The sequence below is a fragment of the Rhizobium sp. Leaf453 genome (assembly GCF_001425605.1).
In the GTDB taxonomy this organism is placed as follows: Bacteria; Pseudomonadota; Alphaproteobacteria; order Rhizobiales; family Rhizobiaceae; genus Pararhizobium.
This window is the reverse complement of record NZ_LMRG01000023.1, coordinates 348,654-366,423: the sequence shown is the minus strand read 5'-3', so window position 1 is coordinate 366,423 and position 17,770 is coordinate 348,654. Positions and strand designations below refer to the sequence as shown.

Annotated in this window: 15 protein-coding genes, 1 tRNA gene and 1 pseudogene; 6 read left to right on the top strand and 11 right to left on the bottom strand. The window is 60.1% G+C overall.

Going from position 1 to position 17,770, the window contains the following annotated elements; all coding sequences use genetic code 11:
• Positions 1-2: 2 nt before the first annotated feature.
• Both ASG68_RS19890 and ASG68_RS19885 read left to right on the top strand, forming a co-directional pair.
• Positions 3-1,043 (top strand): sulfate/molybdate ABC transporter ATP-binding protein, encoded by a 1,041-nt coding sequence (locus ASG68_RS19890; protein ID WP_062580234.1) that lies wholly within the window; start codon positions 3-5, stop codon positions 1,041-1,043.
• Between the two features lie 184 nt (positions 1,044-1,227).
• The gene (locus ASG68_RS19885) at positions 1,228-3,261 is read left to right on the top strand and encodes an acyltransferase family protein (protein ID WP_062602552.1); all 2,034 of its coding nucleotides are present in this window, start codon (positions 1,228-1,230) and stop codon (positions 3,259-3,261) included.
• A gap of 35 nt (positions 3,262-3,296) precedes the next feature.
• Here the strand turns inward: ASG68_RS19885 and ASG68_RS19880 are convergent, their stop codons facing one another.
• On the bottom strand, positions 3,297-3,542 hold the full coding sequence (locus ASG68_RS19880) for a DUF6894 family protein (protein WP_062580230.1): 246 nt from the start codon (positions 3,540-3,542) through the stop codon (positions 3,297-3,299).
• 196 nt (positions 3,543-3,738) lie between these two features.
• Between ASG68_RS19880 and ASG68_RS19875 the strand changes: the two genes are divergently transcribed.
• A complete protein-coding gene (locus tag ASG68_RS19875; RefSeq protein WP_112407558.1) occupies positions 3,739-3,966 on the top strand; it encodes a hypothetical protein in 228 nt (75 codons plus the stop codon).
• A gap of 8 nt (positions 3,967-3,974) precedes the next feature.
• On the opposite strand, the gene ASG68_RS31525 is transcribed toward ASG68_RS19875, so the two are convergent.
• The 7 genes from ASG68_RS31525 to ASG68_RS19845 form a co-directional block, all read right to left on the bottom strand.
• Entirely contained in the window at positions 3,975-4,139 is a 165-nt protein-coding gene (locus ASG68_RS31525; protein ID WP_156373739.1) for a hypothetical protein, read from the bottom strand.
• A gap of 72 nt (positions 4,140-4,211) precedes the next feature.
• A complete protein-coding gene (locus tag ASG68_RS19870) occupies positions 4,212-4,811 on the bottom strand; it encodes a DUF1236 domain-containing protein (RefSeq protein WP_062580225.1) in 600 nt (199 codons plus the stop codon).
• An 86-nt stretch (positions 4,812-4,897) separates the two neighbouring features.
• Positions 4,898-6,619, bottom strand: a complete 1,722-nt coding sequence (locus ASG68_RS19865; protein ID WP_062580223.1) for an ABC transporter ATP-binding protein — start codon at positions 6,617-6,619, stop codon at positions 4,898-4,900.
• Positions 6,620-7,079: 460 nt separating this feature from the next.
• Positions 7,080-7,155 (bottom strand) — tRNA-Lys (locus tag ASG68_RS19860).
• 149 nt (positions 7,156-7,304) lie between these two features.
• On the bottom strand, positions 7,305-8,222 hold the full coding sequence (locus ASG68_RS19855) for a PhzF family phenazine biosynthesis protein (RefSeq protein ID WP_062580897.1): 918 nt from the start codon (positions 8,220-8,222) through the stop codon (positions 7,305-7,307).
• A gap of 69 nt (positions 8,223-8,291) precedes the next feature.
• Positions 8,292-9,041, bottom strand: coding sequence for a hypothetical protein (locus tag ASG68_RS19850; RefSeq protein WP_062580221.1), 750 nt, complete (start codon positions 9,039-9,041; stop codon positions 8,292-8,294).
• An 8-nt stretch (positions 9,042-9,049) separates the two neighbouring features.
• Entirely contained in the window at positions 9,050-10,156 is a 1,107-nt protein-coding gene (locus ASG68_RS19845; RefSeq protein WP_062580219.1) for an endonuclease/exonuclease/phosphatase family protein, read from the bottom strand.
• Positions 10,157-10,366: 210 nt separating this feature from the next.
• Between ASG68_RS19845 and ASG68_RS19840 the strand changes: the two genes are divergently transcribed.
• On the top strand, positions 10,367-10,750 hold the full coding sequence (locus ASG68_RS19840; RefSeq protein ID WP_062580216.1) for a DUF4189 domain-containing protein: 384 nt from the start codon (positions 10,367-10,369) through the stop codon (positions 10,748-10,750).
• Between the two features lie 8 nt (positions 10,751-10,758).
• On the opposite strand, the gene ASG68_RS19835 is transcribed toward ASG68_RS19840, so the two are convergent.
• The 3 genes and pseudogenes from ASG68_RS19835 to ASG68_RS19825 form a co-directional block, all read right to left on the bottom strand.
• Positions 10,759-11,781 carry an ABC transporter ATP-binding protein gene (locus tag ASG68_RS19835; RefSeq protein WP_062580214.1) on the bottom strand — a complete coding sequence of 341 codons (1,023 nt, stop codon included), beginning with the start codon at positions 11,779-11,781 and terminating at the stop codon, positions 10,759-10,761.
• Positions 11,769-13,463, bottom strand: a complete 1,695-nt coding sequence (locus ASG68_RS19830; protein ID WP_062580212.1) for an ABC transporter permease — start codon at positions 13,461-13,463, stop codon at positions 11,769-11,771. Before ASG68_RS19830 ends, ASG68_RS19835 begins: the two co-directional genes overlap by 13 nt.
• A gap of 9 nt (positions 13,464-13,472) precedes the next feature.
• Positions 13,473-14,452: pseudogene (locus tag ASG68_RS19825) on the bottom strand (ABC transporter substrate-binding protein).
• 260 nt (positions 14,453-14,712) lie between these two features.
• On the opposite strand from ASG68_RS19825, the gene ASG68_RS19820 reads away from it, so the two are divergent.
• Together ASG68_RS19820 and ASG68_RS19815 are read left to right on the top strand one after the other, a co-directional pair.
• On the top strand, positions 14,713-16,614 hold the full coding sequence (locus ASG68_RS19820; RefSeq protein WP_062580209.1) for a CASTOR/POLLUX-related putative ion channel: 1,902 nt from the start codon (positions 14,713-14,715) through the stop codon (positions 16,612-16,614).
• A gap of 100 nt (positions 16,615-16,714) precedes the next feature.
• Complete coding sequence (locus ASG68_RS19815; protein WP_062580207.1) at positions 16,715-17,770, top strand: aldo/keto reductase; 1,056 nt, start codon at positions 16,715-16,717, stop codon at positions 17,768-17,770.

The following is a 17,770-nucleotide window of genomic DNA, read 5'->3' as shown; positions in this document are numbered from 1 at the left end:
ATATGGAAGTTCGCGTTCAAAACATACGCAAGGAATTCAGCCGCTTTCCGGCGCTGAACGACGTTTCTCTCGATATTCGTTCGGGCGAACTGATTGCGCTTCTTGGTCCGTCCGGCTCCGGCAAGACCACCCTCCTGCGCCTGATCGCCGGCCTCGAAAGCCCGACCGATGGCACCGTCTATTTCGGCAACGAGGATGCCTCCCGGAAGACCGTGCAGCAGCGCAATATCGGCTTTGTGTTCCAGCACTATGCCCTCTTTCGCCACATGACCGTGCTCGACAATGTTTCCTTCGGCCTGACGATCCGTCCCGCCAGCCGCCGGCCGGCCAAAGCTGAAATCCGCAAGCGCGCGCTGGAGCTACTCGATCTCGTCCAGTTGACCGGGCTGGAAAAGCGCTATCCGGCGCAACTGTCCGGTGGCCAGCGCCAGCGCGTCGCGCTCGCCCGCGCCATGGCGGTCGAACCCAACGTCCTGCTGCTCGACGAGCCCTTCGGCGCGCTGGATGCGCAGGTGCGCAAGGAACTTCGCCGCTGGCTGCGCGAAATTCATGACCGGACCGGCCATACCACTGTCTTCGTCACGCATGACCAGGACGAGGCGCTGGAACTGGCCGACCGCGTGGTCGTCATGAGCAAGGGCAAGATCGAGCAGATCGGCACGCCCGATGAAATCTACGACACCCCGAATTCGCCCTTTGTCTTCGGTTTCATCGGCCAGTCCAACATCCTGCCGGTCAAGGTGGAAAACGGCCAGCTCGTTCTCGACGGCCAGCCGATCGGCGTCAGCGCCCAAGGGGAAAAGGACGGCCCCGCCCAGCTCTATTTCCGCCCGCACGACATCGAGCTCTTGGATGGCGCCAGCGGGATTTCCGGCACCGTTACGGTGACACGCCGTGTCGCAGGCACCCGCCATGTCGAACTTGATGTCAGCGCTGCGAAGAGCAAGGTAGAAATCGAACTGCCGCCGGAAAAGGTGACGTCCGACCACTCCCGCCTGTCCTTCCGTCCCACACGCTGGAAACTGTTCCGGGAAACCGCGTAACAACCCGTACGGCCGCAGAGCAGGCGGCCGTACGCCCGTCCTTTCACGGTGGCACCCACTGATCACGCGCGATCAAATAACACGATTGTTTAGGGATTTGTCCGAAATCCCGGCTTGATCTGCGGCCGTATCCCGTTGCACCCTGTTCGGATATCGAAGGCCTTTCGATCCGAACAGGACAGGCATGAATTACAGGCGTGAAATTGACGGCCTCCGGTCCGTGGCCGTCATTCCGGTGATCCTGTTTCACGCCGGGTATCCGCTCTTCAGCGGTGGTTTCATCGGCGTCGATATCTTCTTCGTCATCAGCGGCTATCTGATCACCTCGATCATTATCTCCGAAAACAGCAACGGTAGCTTTTCGATCCTGAAATTCTACGAACGCCGGGCACGGCGCATTCTGCCCGTCCTGTTGGTGGTTATGGCCTGCTGCCTGCCCTTCGCTTGGGCGTGGATGCTGCCGGAGCAGATGGCAAGCTTCGGACGCAGTATCATCGCCGTCTGCCTGTTCGTCTCCAACGTCTTCTTCTGGCAGCAAAGCGGCGGCTATTTCGCGGCAGCATCCGAGGAGCAGCCGCTACTGCACACCTGGAGCCTCGCGGTCGAGGAACAGTTTTATCTTCTGTTTCCGCTCCTGGTGATGATTCTTTGGCGTTTCGGCAAAAAGGTTCTGATCAGCACGATCGCAGTCATCAGCCTCGCCAGCCTGGCTTTGGCGCAGTATGGCTCCGAGGCTTTCGCAACCGCGAACTTCTATCTGCCGACGACGCGAGCATGGGAGTTGCTGGTGGGCTCGCTCTGCGCTTTCCTGCTCAGCTCGGGGAAAAGCTACAGAAGCAACATCCTCTCGTTCACGGGTCTGGTGATCATCGTCATCGCGATTTTTGCCTATGACGACGCAACACCTTTTCCATCTCTCTACGCCTTGGTTCCGGTGCTCGGCGCTGTCCTCATCATCCTGTTCGGGCCCGACGGAACGTTGACGGCGCGCTTTCTGTCGGCACCGCCGATGGTCGGGATCGGACTGATCAGCTACAGCCTCTATCTCTGGCACCAGCCGGTTTTCGCCTTTGCCCGCATCCGAAGCCTTAACGAACCCTCGCTGCTGACCATGGGCATTCTTGCCCTTGTATCGGTGGCACTTGCCTACCTGTCCTGGCGCGTCGTCGAAACGCCGTTCCGCAAGGGCGGAAAAATTCAGCTTCTCCCCACCACCGCCGGTATTTTCACCGGCAGCGCGATGGGGCTCGCGGCCCTGATCGGTGTTGGCTTCGTCGGCACCTTGGACAGTGGGCTGGAATTCCGCTTGCCGCCGGAGGCCCGCGCGGCTCTGTCCGGCGAAGAACATCACGATCCGGTCATGGAATCCTGTCTGTTCGACAAGGGAGAAGCGAACCTGCCGCATCCGGTGCGAGACTGCCTGACGCCGCACTCCACCGACAGCAAAACGATCCTCATCGGCGATTCCCATGCAGGCGCCATTGCCGGCGAAGTCATGCGCATGTTCGAGACCAACGGCCTCGACCTTTACGTGATGGCGCACTCCGCTTGCGTCGGCTTCTCCGGCTTCTATGTCTCCAATCCGAAATACCGGCTGCGCTGCAATCCCTTCTTCACGGGCATCGAGGACTACATCCGGACGAGCGAGATGAAGACCGTGATCATGGCGAGCCGTTGGAGCCTTTATGTTGACGGCTCACCGTTCGACAATGGCGAAGGCGGGGTCGAGCGGCTGAAGCCGACCTATGTGGATCTGCTCGATCATATCGACGAAGATGCCGGTCAGGACGACCCTGCGCGAAAGACGCGCGTTCTCCAGCAATATGTGCGCGACATCCGCAAGCATCTCGACGCGGGTCGCAATGTGGTGCTGGTCTATCCCATTCCTGAGGCTGGCTGGAATGTCCCCGAGCGGCTGGCAAAGACAGCGATGTCGGGCTCCCATTCACTGGAGTTGAGCACCAGCTACGATCGATACCTGCTGCGGAACAAGGCGGTCATCGATGCCTTCGACACGATCGAGCATCCCAATCTTTACCGCGTGCGGCCTGCCGATGGGTTCTGCAATTCATTCCTCAAGGATCGCTGCATCAACAGCCTGAGCGCCGAAAAGGTTTTTTACTTCGATGATGACCATCCGTCGGATGCTGGAGTCGCTCTCATTTTACCGGCCATTCTGGATGCCGTCAAGACCATAGAAATGCGACAGGTCGACTGAACATCACCGGCGACCAATTCAGTGCCACGCACGCCTCAAGCCGTGCCAGCCGGAAACTGGATTTTCAGCTCGAGTTGCAGCCGGGCGACCGGTCGGTGATCACCGTTCTGCACTTCGATTTCCAGTGCCTTGATCGGATCCTGCGGCAAGCCATCCAGTGCCATTTCCGCCAGGACGACCTTTGCCTGATGGATAGCGTCGATCAGGTTCGGAAAATCAAAAGCCTCGTCTGCCGGATTTGTGCCGTCATTATCGATTACCTTGAAATAAAATGGCGCCATGACATTTTCCCGTGTCACCCGAAAAAGCGTCAGAAGGCAAAAAGTTGCCTGCAAAAAAACTTTTCCGCTGCAGACCGATCATGTCTTAGTGAATAGCGGCAATTTCAAAACGGGGTAGACTGCGATCATCGTGGCTGGCGTGACGTCCCATGCCGCAGGAAGCGGACCGCTTCCGCCAACTGGAGGATGGATTACCATGACTCTCAGCCCCTACATGGACGCCTTGTGCGCCGAGGACATCGATACGCTGCGAATGGTGTTCGACCAGTTCTGCGAAAAACATCAGAAAACCCGGTCGGATGCCGACATGGAAGTTTGCGCCAACCTCATTGTCCGGCTCTATCAAGGCGGGCAGCGCGATCCCGAAACCTTGACACGGGCATGCGAGGCAGCCCTTCGGACAGACTTGGCCATCAGCGCCTGACAGGGTCGTCACCGCGTTTCTTCAGCGGCTTTTTCTGGAGAAACCACAAGCGGATCGGGTCGCGTCGTACTTTTTGCGCTGTCGTCGGGATCGAAATACTGCACGACGAGAATGCTCAAAATCGCGCCGATCACGAGACCAAATACACCCATCATCAGCGTGCGAGCGTTCATCAATCATCTCCGTGCGGATCGGCGACATTGAGCGAAGCCGGGCGGTCGAGATGACCGCCCGGCATCAGCAACTCATTCGTACACGTAAACGATACGGCGCGACTGCGGATCGACCAGCATCGGCCGGTCGTTGATGCGGACATAGCTGTATTGGTAATCAGGAACCTGCGTGAGCACCATGTCGCCGGGCAAGGTTGCTCCGACAACAACGTCACCATCATAGGTAACCGTGTTCATCGGCGTGCGATCGATATAGGTCAGCACTTCCGGCGGTGGTGCGATCTCGCCGACCTTGCCAAGCAGTTCGTCCCCCGGAGCCGGATCCGCGGCGACACTTCCGGTCTGTTCATAGCTGACGACCGGCACCGACAGTTCGCTCCTACGTTCCTGTACGACGACCGGCGCGCCGTTGTAATCGACCATCAGTTCCTGGGCAAAGACCCAGCCACGCATGCCGTTCACGTCGATACGGCACCAGCTTTCGCTTTCCAAGCAGCCATCGAGTGCACCGGTGCTGCCGCGCGTCGCGACGCCAACGGCCGGATAGTCCTGTCCCGGACCTGAATAGACCGTAAGGTCAGTCGCCGTCGTGGCGATCATTTCCGCCTGCACCAGACCTGCTCCCGAGAGAAGCAGTGCACTCGCGAGAAATGACTTTGAAATCCACCGCATGTTCGTCTCCTTGTTGAACGATGCGGTTGAAACGCCTCACATCCCCCAAGGTTCCTTTAGTGGCTCCTTGCATGCCCGCAGATCGGTTATCCCGCCTGCAATTGGCTCAGTCGTCGGTAGAGACCGTCGCGTTTCAGAAGTTCGACGTGGCTTCCGTCCTCGACGATGCGGCCCTCGTTGACGACGAGGATGCGATCCGCCTGCGTGATAGTCGCCAGTCGGTGGGCAATCACCAGCGTCGTTCGGCCCTGCGACAGTTCCGTTAGGGATTGCTGGATGGCCCGCTCGGTTTCCGTGTCGAGCGCCGAAGTCGCTTCATCGAGAATAAGAATGGGCGGGTTCTTCAGGAAGATGCGGGCGATGGCGAGCCGCTGCTTCTGCCCGCCCGAAAGCTTCACGCCGCGCTCGCCAACAACCGTGTCCAACCCCTGCGGCAGATCGGCGATCACGCCCTCCAGCCGAGCCTTGCGCGCCGCCTCGACAATCTCGGCTTCCGTGGCATCCAGTCGCCCGTACGCGATGTTTTCACGGAATGTGCCGGCAAACAGGAAAACGTCCTGACTGACGATGCCAATCTGGTTGCGGAGCGACCGGAGGCTCATGTCGCGGATATCGATGCCATCGATGGTGATGGATCCCGATGTGACCTCATAAAAGCGCGGCAGCAGCGCGCAGATCGTCGTCTTGCCGGCGCCGGACGGGCCAACGAAGGCAATGGTTTCGCCAGCGCGGATGTCGATCGTGAGCTCGTCCAGGATCGCCCTCGACGTCTGATAGGCAAACCCGGCTTGAATATAGCGGATATCACCGTTCAGCATGGCGACGTCACGGGCGCCGGGGCGATCGGCGATATCCGGGCGTGTGTCGAGAAAGTCGATGTAGCGCCGGAAGCCAGCAATGCCCTTCGGGTAGGTTTCGATCACCGAATTGATCTTGTCGACGGGACGGAAGAAGACGCCCACCAGCAACAGGAAGCTGACGAAACCACCGGCGGTCAGTTCCCCATTCAGGACGAAATAGCTGCCGGCGACCAGAACGACCATCTGGACGAGGCGCATCGAGAGATAGCTGAGTGTGGTGGACACAGCCATGATCCGGTAGGCATCGAGCTTGGTCTTGCGATAGCGCTGGTTGTCTGCTTCGAACAGTCCGCGCTCGTGATCCTCATTGGCAAAGGCCTGGACAACGCGGATACCGCCGACATTTTCCTCGATCCGGGCGTTGAAATCGCCGACACGATTATACAGCGCCTGCCAGTTGCGCGTCATCCGGCCTCCATAGAGCGTCGTCAGCCAGGCCGTCAGCGGCAGGACCAGCGCCGTGATCAGGGCCAGCTTCGGATTGACCGACGCCATCAGCAGGAACGCGCCGATCAACGTCATGATGGCGATGAACACATCCTCGGGACCGTGATGGGCGACTTCACCGATCTCCTCCAGATCCTTCGTCAGGCGTGCCACGAGATGGCCGGTCTTCTGGTTGTCGAAATAGCCGAAAGACAGCTTCTGCAGGTGATCGAACGCCTTGCGCCGCATCTCGGTCTCGATGTTGATACCGAGCATATGCCCCCAATAGGTGACGATCGCCATCAGTCCGCCATTGATGACGTAGACCGCCATCAGTCCGGCAGACGCGAGCGCAACATATCCCCATTGCCCCGTCGGCAGCAGGACATCGATGAACAGTTTCACTGCGATGGGAAAGCCGAGCTCCAGTAGGCCGGACGCTACCGCGCAGGAGAAGTCCAGGAGAAACAACCGCCGGTGCGGCCGGTAATAGGCAAAGAAACGGCCGACGAGATCACGCATATTAGTCTGTCCTTTCGGCGTCGCATCCAAAAGACGGTCGCCGGAATCCGCGCGAAAGCTGGGTAGGCACTCGCACAGGCGCTGTATTGTAATTGCGCCCCTTTTAATCACTTCGAGGGGAACAACAAGCAGAAAGGGTCGACCAACACGGATGGAACAAGCAAGGCCTTGAGCCATGCTGACGATTGATCGAGAGTGGAACCGCACTTTGCTTTCCACGAATTCCGGAAGCACGACTGCAACCTTCAGTCATCAGGACCGCGGATGAACAAAGCGCCGACGAGGGTCACCACAGCCACGGACTATAGCAGAAACATCGGCCACTCGCTCGACATGCGCCTGTCCTCCCCTGAGACCAGCTTCAACTAGCGACTTTTTTACATAGAGCGAGAAACAAAAACGACTCCAGCGGCCTAGTGTAAAAAGGCCGCTTGGAATTTAATATGAATAAAGAGAAGAATGGTGGGTGATCACGGGCTCGAACCGTGGACCCGCTGATTAAGAGTCAGCTGCTCTACCAACTGAGCTAATCACCCGCCAAAACCGCTTCGCTGCGGCCTCAAGACCGCCGTTGCCGTGGTCTGATGGGGCGTATAATGGCCTTCGACTGGCTTGTCCAGCGCCCCAAGCGATTTTCTTTCGGATTTTTCAAAAAAATCTGTATGGGCGGTTTAAGGCCTGTTTTTCAAAGATAAAGTTCACCGGCCGCGATCCTGATCGCCTGCCCACCGATCCGGGAGGCGGCGATTTCGCCGCCGGAGACGTCGACATGAAGGTGTAGCAGAGACGGGCGCCCCATCTCGACCCCTTGCTCGATGAGGAATGGATGATGGCCGTCGATCAGCCGGTCGAAATGATGAATGGCGCCGGAGAAGGCCGCGACGGCCGAGCCTGTAGCCGGGTCCTCGCTGATCCCCATGGCAGGCGCGAACATGCGCGCATGGAACCGTGCGACATGGTTGATACCGCCCCGACAGTAGACATAGGCACTGGCGAGCCGCCCGTCTGCCATCGGCGTAAGCTGCTCCCATGCGGCTGCGTCGAATTCGACCGCACCGGCAGCTGCGACGTCATGGACAGGCACCATCACAAACGGTACGCCGGCGCTCCAGAACGAGGGAACGTGATTCTCGAAACCGATCTGGGTCGCCTTGAGGCTGAAGGCATCGGCCAACGCCTGCCGATCCAGCCTGGCATCCAGTTGCATCGATTTGCGTGGCACATCGAACTCTGCAAAGGTCGCCGATCCAGCCTTGTACCGCACCGCACAACGCACCGGCCCGACATTTTCCTCCAGCATCTGCACGAGGTCATAATCGCCATCGCTCGGCTTGCGCGCGTCCTCGGCGAGCGCGATTGCCGCTCCGACAGTCGGATGCCCGGCGAAGGGCAGTTCATATCCTGGTGTGAAAATCCTGAGGCGCGCCGTATGCGCCGGATTTTCCGGTGGCTGGATGAACACCGTCTCCGACAGGTTGAATTCACCGGCAATCGCCTGCATGGCCGTATCACTCAGCCCGTCGCCATCGAAAACGACGGCCAAAGGATTTCCCTCCAGCCTGTTGGCGGTGAAAACATCGTAGATTGCGTAGCGTCGAGCCACCATCAACTCCCTGTCTGTTTCCTTCACCAGACCTTGCACGCCTGACACCGGGCGGCAAGCGCAAAAGCATTACCGACCGCTGTGCAACACCCATTCCAGAACGGGTGGCATGAAGGGCAGATAGGTGTGCAGCCCCGGTTCGGCGCTGCGAATCGCCAGCGCCTCGTCAATCTCCGGCTCGGGATCCTCGGCGATATGGCGGCCGATTCGCTCGATCAGTTCCGCTGCAGTCTCCGCAAAGCGATAGACGCGCAGGACGGTAATGACGCCCCGGTCATGCAAGGCGTGAAACTCCGACACGTTCTCGGCATCGGCAAGCGCAACGCCCGTTTCCTCCAACACTTCGCGGGCCATGTTGCAATCCATATCGCAGATGCCATCGCGAATATCGTCAGGATCAAGCGAGCCCGCCGCGCAATAGACACGACCGGGATTTGACGTGTGCTTGCCCATGCGGATGGCAATCACGGCACCATCGGAAGAAACAATCACCGGCAGACCGAAGAGATGCAGCGCCAGGTCGACCGGACGGGTCTTGCGCCACAACAGGAACGCAGAGAATGGAACGATGTGGCTTTCACCGCGTATCACGCCGTTTTCGATTGCGATTGCCCGCGGCAGCAACATACGACCGTCATAGAGCGCGGGATTGGCGGCAAGCTCCTCAGCCCAATTGGCCGAGATCGCCACCTGTTCGGAAATGCAGTAGGGATGCGGCCCATCCATGACGCGCAGATCGATGCCGGTGACCGGGAATATCCGGCGTTCCGGCGGCCATTCGGACATGTTGCTGGTTAGCTTCGATTTGAAATCATGCATGGGAAGAATCACACGTTGAGGGAAATGACGACGGGGCAATGGTCGGATGCCTTGGGACGATCCCAGCCGGTTCTCGGATAGCGCTCGACCTCCTGCCCTTGCGGAAAGATCGTGCGATAGGGCTGACCACCGCGGATGATTTCCGGCACGGCGGCCGGATTGCGCTCAGCCAGCGCCTTCGACAACCAGATATAATCGAGTTGACAAAGATGGCGCTCCTCAGGGCCGCGGCTATGAAACAGCGTCCAGCGATCCAACTCGGGGCGGCGGCGAAGCGCGTTTTCGACGAAACCGTCATGGCTGAAGACATCGAGCGCGCTCACCGCCTCCTGCTTCGGAACGAAACTATAACCATTGCGCCGGTCGCCCAGCACATCGACACGCTCCTGATAATCGTTCATGTCGCCGCAGATCGCGAACATCTTGCCCGATAGGTTACCGGCACCGAACCGTTTTTCGACAATGCGACGGACAGCAGCCGCCTCGGCCATTCTCACCGGCATCGTCGCGGTTCGCCCGTCCTGCCCTTCCCTTGCCGGCCCCATCGACTTGAAATGGACGACAAACAGCGTGAATGGCCGGCCACCGATGCGAAAATCGAGCTCGAGGCAGTCCCGTTTGAAGATGCGGTCGCCGGGTACGTTCGTGGTCGCCAGCGCTTCGTTGAAGAGGCCGAGATCGGCGTAGGTAAGGCCGGCATGGGATTTCACCTCGACACATTCGATCTTCTGGCCGTCGCGCGTCTCCTCGCGCACCAAGACGGCAACGTCTATGCCACGGCTGTCATTGCCCTCGATCAGATATTTCTGCCGGTAGCCGTTGCCGACCATGCGGAAGAGGTAACCGTATTCGAACGCATGCAGCGCCGTCATGTTGTCGGCTTCCTGCAGGCAGAGGATATCGGCATCGCAATCGGCAATCGCCAGCGCCGACATCTGTCGTGTGTCGTCGGTATGGGCGATCGTGCGCGCCTCCTCCAGCCGCTGGTATTCGGCTTCGCTCTTCACATCGAACAGCCGCAACACGCGATCCTGCTTGAGCTGATTGCGGAAACCGGAGAAATCGAACCTGCTCATCAGGTTTTCGATATTGAAGGTGGCAAGGCGAAGCGACATCAGCGAATTCCGACTGCAATTGGCGCGACTTTAGCCAATCGGTGGGAAATGTCGAACCTCTTTCCCCCTGTCCCGATTACGCCGGCGCGACGCGCCACCCATACCAATATTGGGGCCATCTTGCTGCGACGAATAAAGGTTCTTGTCCAGCCGTTGCTGATGCACATGATCAGGCGGGAAACCATTTCAGAGCCACTCGGGGAAGAGAGCATGCGAACAGTCCAGCGCGTAACGAGAACCATTCTTGCAGCGGCCGTCTGCCTGGCCGCCGGCATTGCCGGCGCACATGCCGACAGTTTCGGGGCGATTTCCCTGTCGCCCTCCACGGGCGCGTCCGGATGGGCGCATGACTTCACGTCGCGCTGGCAGGCCGAGGATGCCGCCCAAAACTATTGCCACAGAAACGCCCGTGATTGCCGCGTTGCCATCTGGTTCAAAAACAGCTGCGGTGCGGTGGCACGCGGCCCGGATGGTGGCTGGGGCGCGGACTGGGCGGAAGACAGCCGCTCGGCGCAGCGCGCGGCACTGGCAGCCTGCTCCAGACACTCCTACAACTGCCAGGTCATTCGATGGCAATGCTCCGGCGGTTATTGAAACCGTCTTCACACCAGCCACCCTTGCCGGATGACAAACGGCTGCAGACTGCCGGGAACGACAGCAAATGGGGAATAGGCCTGCAGGGCCTGGCCGCCCGATGTGAGCAGCGACAGGACAAAACGCTCCCCCTCATAGACACATGAGCGCACCTGAAGCATGACGCCATCTGGATCGGCAACGACATGTTCCGGGCGCACAAGTATGGCGCGTCTCGGCCCGCCCATCTGCCGAAAGGCTTTTTCGATCATTGGCCAGCCCATAAGACGCGAATCGTGATCGGGCAAGACGAGCTCCAGAACAGCCCCCTGCCCGATCAACCCTCCGACGACATGCCCTTCCGGTCGCGCATAAATCTCTTCCGGTGCGGCAACCTGCAACAGCCGGCCTTCTGACATAACCGCGACATCCGTGGCCAGCGCCATCGCCTCGCTCTGGTCATGGGTCACGTAGATCATCGTTGCACCGGAACGGGCGTGAAACTCGCGAAACGTTTCCAGCATTGCCGCCTTGAGGTGACGATCGAGATTGGCCAGCGGTTCGTCGAGCAGAACCACATCCGGCGAACTGACAAGACAACGGGCAAGTGCTACGCGCTGCCGCTGGCCGCCGGAAAGTTCCGCCGGACGGCGGGAAGCGAAATCCTCCAGACGCACCACGGACAAGGCCTCCCTGACGCGGACGTCGAATGCGGCACCGGTGACGCCACGCACCTTCAGCGGATAACCGACATTCTGTGCGACGGTCATATGCGGCCAGAGCGCGTAGGACTGGAAAACCATGGCCATGTTGCGCTTTTCCGGCGGCAGACTTCCGCTGCCATCGGCCAATGTCCGTTCACCCAGAATGATTGAGCCTTCCGTCGGTTCTTCGAAGCCGGCAATCATCCGCAGCAACGTCGTCTTGCCGCAGCCGGACGCACCGAGAAGTGCGAGGAATCCACCTTCCCGCACCTTCAGCGAGACGTCACGGACGGCGGCCTGGCCGGTTCCGAAATCCTTGCTGACGTGATTGAGGATCAATTGCGCCATGGCAGCACCCCTCGGGGAAGTCTTTTCGCCAGCATTTCCAGGATGAGCATCAGCAGGACGACCATCACGACGACCAGGACGGACAACGCGGCGGCAAGATCGGAACTGCCGCTGTCGTCGAGATTGAAGATCGCCACCCCCAGCGTCTGCGTACCGGCGGACCAGAGCAGCGCGGAAACGGTAAGCTCGCTGCATGCGATCAGGAAAACGAGGATTACCGACGCACCGGCGGCGGGTGCGATGAGCGGGACCAGAATGTCACGCATGCGGCACCCGAACGAAGCTCCGGATAGCCGTGCCGCCTCTTCCAACGAGGGATCGAGTTGTAGGAACGCACTCATGACCGGTTTGAGGCTGACGGCGAAAAAACTGGAAAAATAAGCAGCTAGGATGATCCAGATCGTCCCATAGATGGAAACGTTCACAAGAGGTAACGGCGCTGCAAATAGCAGGATGAAGGCGACCGCCAAAACGATGCCAGGCAAGGCGTAGGGAATCTCGATCAGAGCGGCGAAGACATTGGCGAGCTTTCCCGAACGGCGCGCCAGGAGATAGGCCGTCAGCACGGAAAAGATCAGCAATCCGAATGCCGTCGCTCCGGCAAGGAAGAGAGAGTTCGCGAAGGCGGTCAGCGTGACCGATTGCCGGAACAGGATTTCGCGGTAGGCCTCCAGCGACATGGTGCGGAAATTCAGTGGCACCCCGTAAGCCGGGACCAGCGAGCTCGCGACAAGGGCTGCCAGTGGCGCGGCGAGCACGAAGAACAGGATGACCAGGAAGGCCGCTTCGAAAACCATCCTCCATCGCCCGAGCGAAAACACCGCGTTCCGCCCTGAGAGGCCGATAATGCGGTAGTCGGCACCTCTCAAGGCCCATTGCTGGATGGCCAGCCCAAGCCCCGCGATCACTGCGATCATCATCGATAGCTGCGCCATCTCGGCAAATGTTCCCGCCCCGAAACTCGACAGGCGGCTGTAAATCAGGGTCGGCAGCACGAAGATCGAGGCCGGAATGCCGAGGATCGCCGGGATACCGAAATTGCCGACGCCGGACACGAAGGCGAGCGCCGCACCCGCAACAAGGCCCGGTGTGGTGAGCGGCAGAATGATGTCGCGAAACACGCGCAACGGCGATGCGCCGGCCAGCCGCGCCGCCTCGACCCCATCCCGCGGCAAACAGGCAAGCCCCGCCTTCAGCGCCAGAAACACCAGTGGCGCATGTTGGACTCCCAGAAGAAGGATAATCCCACCCACCGAGTAAAGCGGCTGCGGGCTGCCAAGCGGTGGCGCGATCCCGAGTGTCTTCAGAAGTGGACTGGCCGGCCCCGACATCTGGACCCAGGCAAGAGCCGTGACCTGCGGCGGGATCATCATCGGCAGAATGAAGGCAAAGCTGAAAACGCCTTTTCCGCGAAAATCGGTGAGCGTGACGACAAAGGCGAAAACCGCGCCGAGAAGCACGGATATCAGCATGCCTCCGGATGCCGTGACCATCGTATTCCGGATGGCGGCCCAAGTCGCCGGCTCGGCGAACAAGCCGGTTGCCTCGCCCTCGAATGAAAAGCGCAAGCCGGCATAGAGCAGGCGCGCGAGGGGCAGGACACTCAGAAGGCAGACGAAGGCTATGACGAGTGGAAGCAGCCAGACGGGCTGGCTGCTTCCACGATGGGGCAATCTCGGCATCGGAACCGATCAGTTGGTGCCGAAAATGCCGGAAAGGTCTTCAGGTCGGCATCCGAATTCTTGACCGCAGCGGCGGCATCGATCGGCAGCACCTTGATGCTGTCGCGCGCAGGGAAACCCGCCGGAAGGGCAATACCGTTGCGCGCCGGGATGTAGCCGAGCTTGACCGAAACCTGCTGGCCCTGTTCGGACAGCAGGAAGTCGACGAACTTCTTGGCTGTCTCGACATTCTTCGCGGTCTTCAGGATGGCGACCGGCTCGGTCACGGCGCTGACGCCTTCAGCCGGAAAGACGAACTCGACCGGTGCGCCCTTGGCCTTTTCGCGGATCGCCATGAAATCAACGACCATGCCATAGGCCTTCTCACCGGTGGCGACGGCCTTCAGGACGCCACCATTGCCGCCAGCGGCCGTCGCGCCGTTTTCAGCGAGCGACTTGTAGTAGTCCCAGCCGAAGCCGTCGATGCCTGTCAATGTCTGCGCATGGATCAGCGCTGCGCCGGACGTCAGCGGGCTCGGCATGGTGGTCAGGCCCTTGGCTTCGGGCTTCGCCAGATCCTTCCAGCCGATCGGCTTCATCGAGGCGGAGGTGTTGTAGATGATGCCCGTGGTGATCATCTTCGTCGAATAATACGCACCGTCGGCGTCATACAGGGTCGCGTCGTAATTGGCCGCTTCGGGCGACTTGTAGTTCAGAAGCTGACCGGCCTCCTTCATGCGCTGTAGCGTCACGGTATCGGCGATGAGAAGTACATCGGCCACCGGATTGCCGGCTTCGATCTCGGCCATGAGCTTGGCCATAATCTTGGTGGTTCCATCACGAACCCATTCGACCTCGACGCCGGGATTGGCGGCCTTGAACGCATCGACGGTGGCCTGAGCGTCCTCGTTCGGCTGGCTCGTGTAGAGGACCAAGTTTTCGGCATGCGCCGAAACAGCGATCAGACTGGCGGCGGCGAGCGCGGTGAACGCGCCAAGCAACTTTTTCATCGGTGTTCATCCTTCCAAAACAGGTCAGGCGATGGATAGTCGCGGCCCTTGACAGTCATGTGACACGCTGAGGGCACAAGCCGGATTGTGCTTGGCAATTGTCGTACGGCGGCGGCCGAGACGCCGCGCGAGCCGATGTCCAGCTTATTCCCGACCTTATCTGGGCAGATCGGCGGTAATCGATCTAAACTTGTTGATTACATTAGGAATATCTGCGATTCACAGGGCGACTGCCATATTGCGGCGGCTGGGGGACAAGAATGAGTAAGGATACGGCTTGGGGCGCGCGGCTGCGCTATGCGTTCGACAAGAGCATGGCGGCCGGGCCGATCGCGCTGATCGGTTGGCTAGCGGTCATTTCGCTCATTGTCATCGTGCTCGCCGGCGCTTTCCTTGCCATCACGCAGATTGCGCCTGAAGGCGGAGAACCGGTCAGCTTCATCGAAGGCGCGTGGGAATCGCTGATGCGCACCATGGATGCCGGAGCTATGGGCGGCGACCTTGGCTGGGGTTTCCGCGGCGTTTCGCTGTTTGTCACCATCGCCGGTATCTTCGTGTTCTCAGCCTTGATCGGTGTCCTGAGCGCTGGCCTTGAAAACAAGCTGGATGAATTGCGCAAGGGCCGCTCGCTGGTGCTCGAGAACGACCAGACCATCATTCTCAACTGGTCGCCCTCGATCTTCGACGTGATTTCCGAGCTTGTGATCGCCAATACCAGCCGCAAGAAGCCGCGGATCGTCATCATGGCCAACAAGGACAAGGTGGAGATGGAAGACGAGATCGCCACCAAGGTGGCGGATCTGAGGAACACCAAGATCATTTGCCGCAGTGGCGACCCGACCGACCTTTACGATCTCAATATCGTCAACCCGCAGACTTCCCGCTCCATCATCGTTCTGTCTCCGGAAGGCGACGACCCGGATTCACAGGTGGTGAAGACGGTGCTTGCTTTGGTCAACGGCCCAACCCGGCGGGCAAAGCCTTACCAGATCGCCGCCGAAATCCGCGACAGCAGCAATGCCGATGTCGCTCGCATCGTCGGCGGCAACGAATTGCAGCTCATCCTCGCCGACGACCTGATCTCCCGCATCGTGGTTCACTCCAGCCGCCAATCGGGCCTCAGCGCCGTCTATTCCGAATTGCTCGATTTCGATGGATGCGAGATCTACACGCTGGCGCAGCCGGATATCACCGGCAAGAGCTTTGCCGCCGCCGTCATGGCCTACGAGACATCGACGCTGATCGGCCTTTGCGACGAGGAAGGCAAGGTGCATCTCAATCCAGCGCCCAGCCGCATCTTCAAGGACGGAGAGCGCGCCATTATCATCGCCGAGGACGATGCGGCGATCAAATCCGGAAGCAACGAAATCCGCATCGAAAAGGATGCCATCCTTCCCGTCGAGACACGGATACAGGCCCCGGAACGTACCCTTATTCTCGGCTGGAACCGTCGCGGGCCGATCATCACCCATGAATTGTCGCGCTATGTCGCGCCGGGCTCGCTCTTGACCATTGCCGGCGATACGCCGGAGCTGGAAGCGGAAATCGGCGCGCTCAGCGTCGCCAATGGCAATATGGCGATTGATCACCGGATCATCGACACCAGCAACCGCGCCGAACTCGATGCGCTCGATATTCCGAGCTACGACCACGTGCTGGTTCTCGGCTACAGCGACCACATGGCGCCGCAGCCAGCCGACACCCGCACCCTCGTGACGCTCCTGCAATTGCGCAAGATCGCCGAAAAGGCCGGCCGCCATATCAGCGTCGTCAGCGAGATGACCGACGTGCGCAACCGCGAACTGGCGGAAGTCACCCGCGCCGACGATTTCGTCGTCAGCAACAAGCTGGTCAGCCTGATGCTGGCTCAAGCTTCCGAGAACGAGCGCATGGCGGCGATCTTCGATGAACTGCTCGACGAGGACGGGTCGGAAATCTACATGCGGCCAGTCAGCGACTATGTCGCGATCGGCGAGCCGGTGACCTTTTATACGCTTTGCCTTGCGGCGCTGCGCCGCGGCGAAGTGGCGATTGGATACCGCCGCCAGCGCGAGGGCGATGCGGATCCGCGCCGTCTCGGCGGCGTCGTCGTCAATCCCTCGAAATCCGAGAAGCTACTCTACAGCGAAAGCGACCGCGTGATCGTGCTTGCTAAGGAGTGATCGCAGCGGGCGGGGCAAATGCCATCTTTGCCCTTCCCGTTTCGGCGGATTGCCCTAATCTATCGTGCACCCTCCCCGCCACGAACAGCAGGACATCATCATGGAATATCGTCTCCTCGGTCGCTCCGGCCTCAAGGTTTCAACGCTGACGATGGGCACGATGACGATCGGCGGCAAGGGTTGGGCGTCGATGGTCGGAACGCAGGATCTCGACGAGGCAAGCCGGCTGATCGACATCTGCCTTGATGCCGGTGTCAACCTGATCGATACCGCCGATGCCTATTCCGCCGGTGTTTCCGAAGAGATCATCGGCGACGCGTTGGGCGGCAAGCGCAAGAATGGCGTTCTCCTTGCCACCAAGGCCCGTTTTCCGATGGGCGACGGCCCGAACGATCGCGGCCTTTCGCGTCATCACCTGATCCGCGCCTGCGAAGACAGCCTGCGGCGCCTGAAAACCGATGTGATCGACCTCTACCAGGTGCATGAATGGGACGGCCAGACTCCGCTCGAGGAAACCATGGAAGCGCTCGATACGCTCGTGCGTCACGGCAAGGTCCGCTATATCGGCTGCTCGAATTTTTCCGGCTGGCACATTATGAAGGCGCTCGGCGTCAGCACGCAGGAGCACCGGCAGCGCTTCGTCAGCCAGCAGATTCATTACACACTGGAATCGCGCGATGCAGAATATGAACTGTTGCCGATCTCCATCGATCAGGGCCTCGGCGTACTCGTCTGGAGCCCGCTTGCCGGCGGTCTGTTGTCAGGCAAGCACCGGCGCGACAAGACGGCGGAGGGCTCGCGGCAACTGGCCGGCTGGGACGAGCCGCCGATCCGCAACGAGGATCGCCTCTGGGCCATCGTCGACGTTCTCGTCGATATTGCCGGCAGCCGCAGCGTCTCGGCGGCGCAGATCGCGCTTGCCTGGCTGATCGGTCGCAAGGCCGTCACTTCGGTGATCATCGGCGGCCGTACGGAGGCGCAGTTCAAGGACAACCTCGCGGCAGCCGACCTCGTGCTTTCCGCCGAAGAGCGCCAGCGCCTCGACGAAGTCAGCGCCCCACCGGTGATCTATCCTTACTGGCACCAGTTGCGCACCGCCTCCGACAGGCTGGGCGAAGCCGACCTGTCGTTGCTGGGGCCGCATATTCCAGCGTAA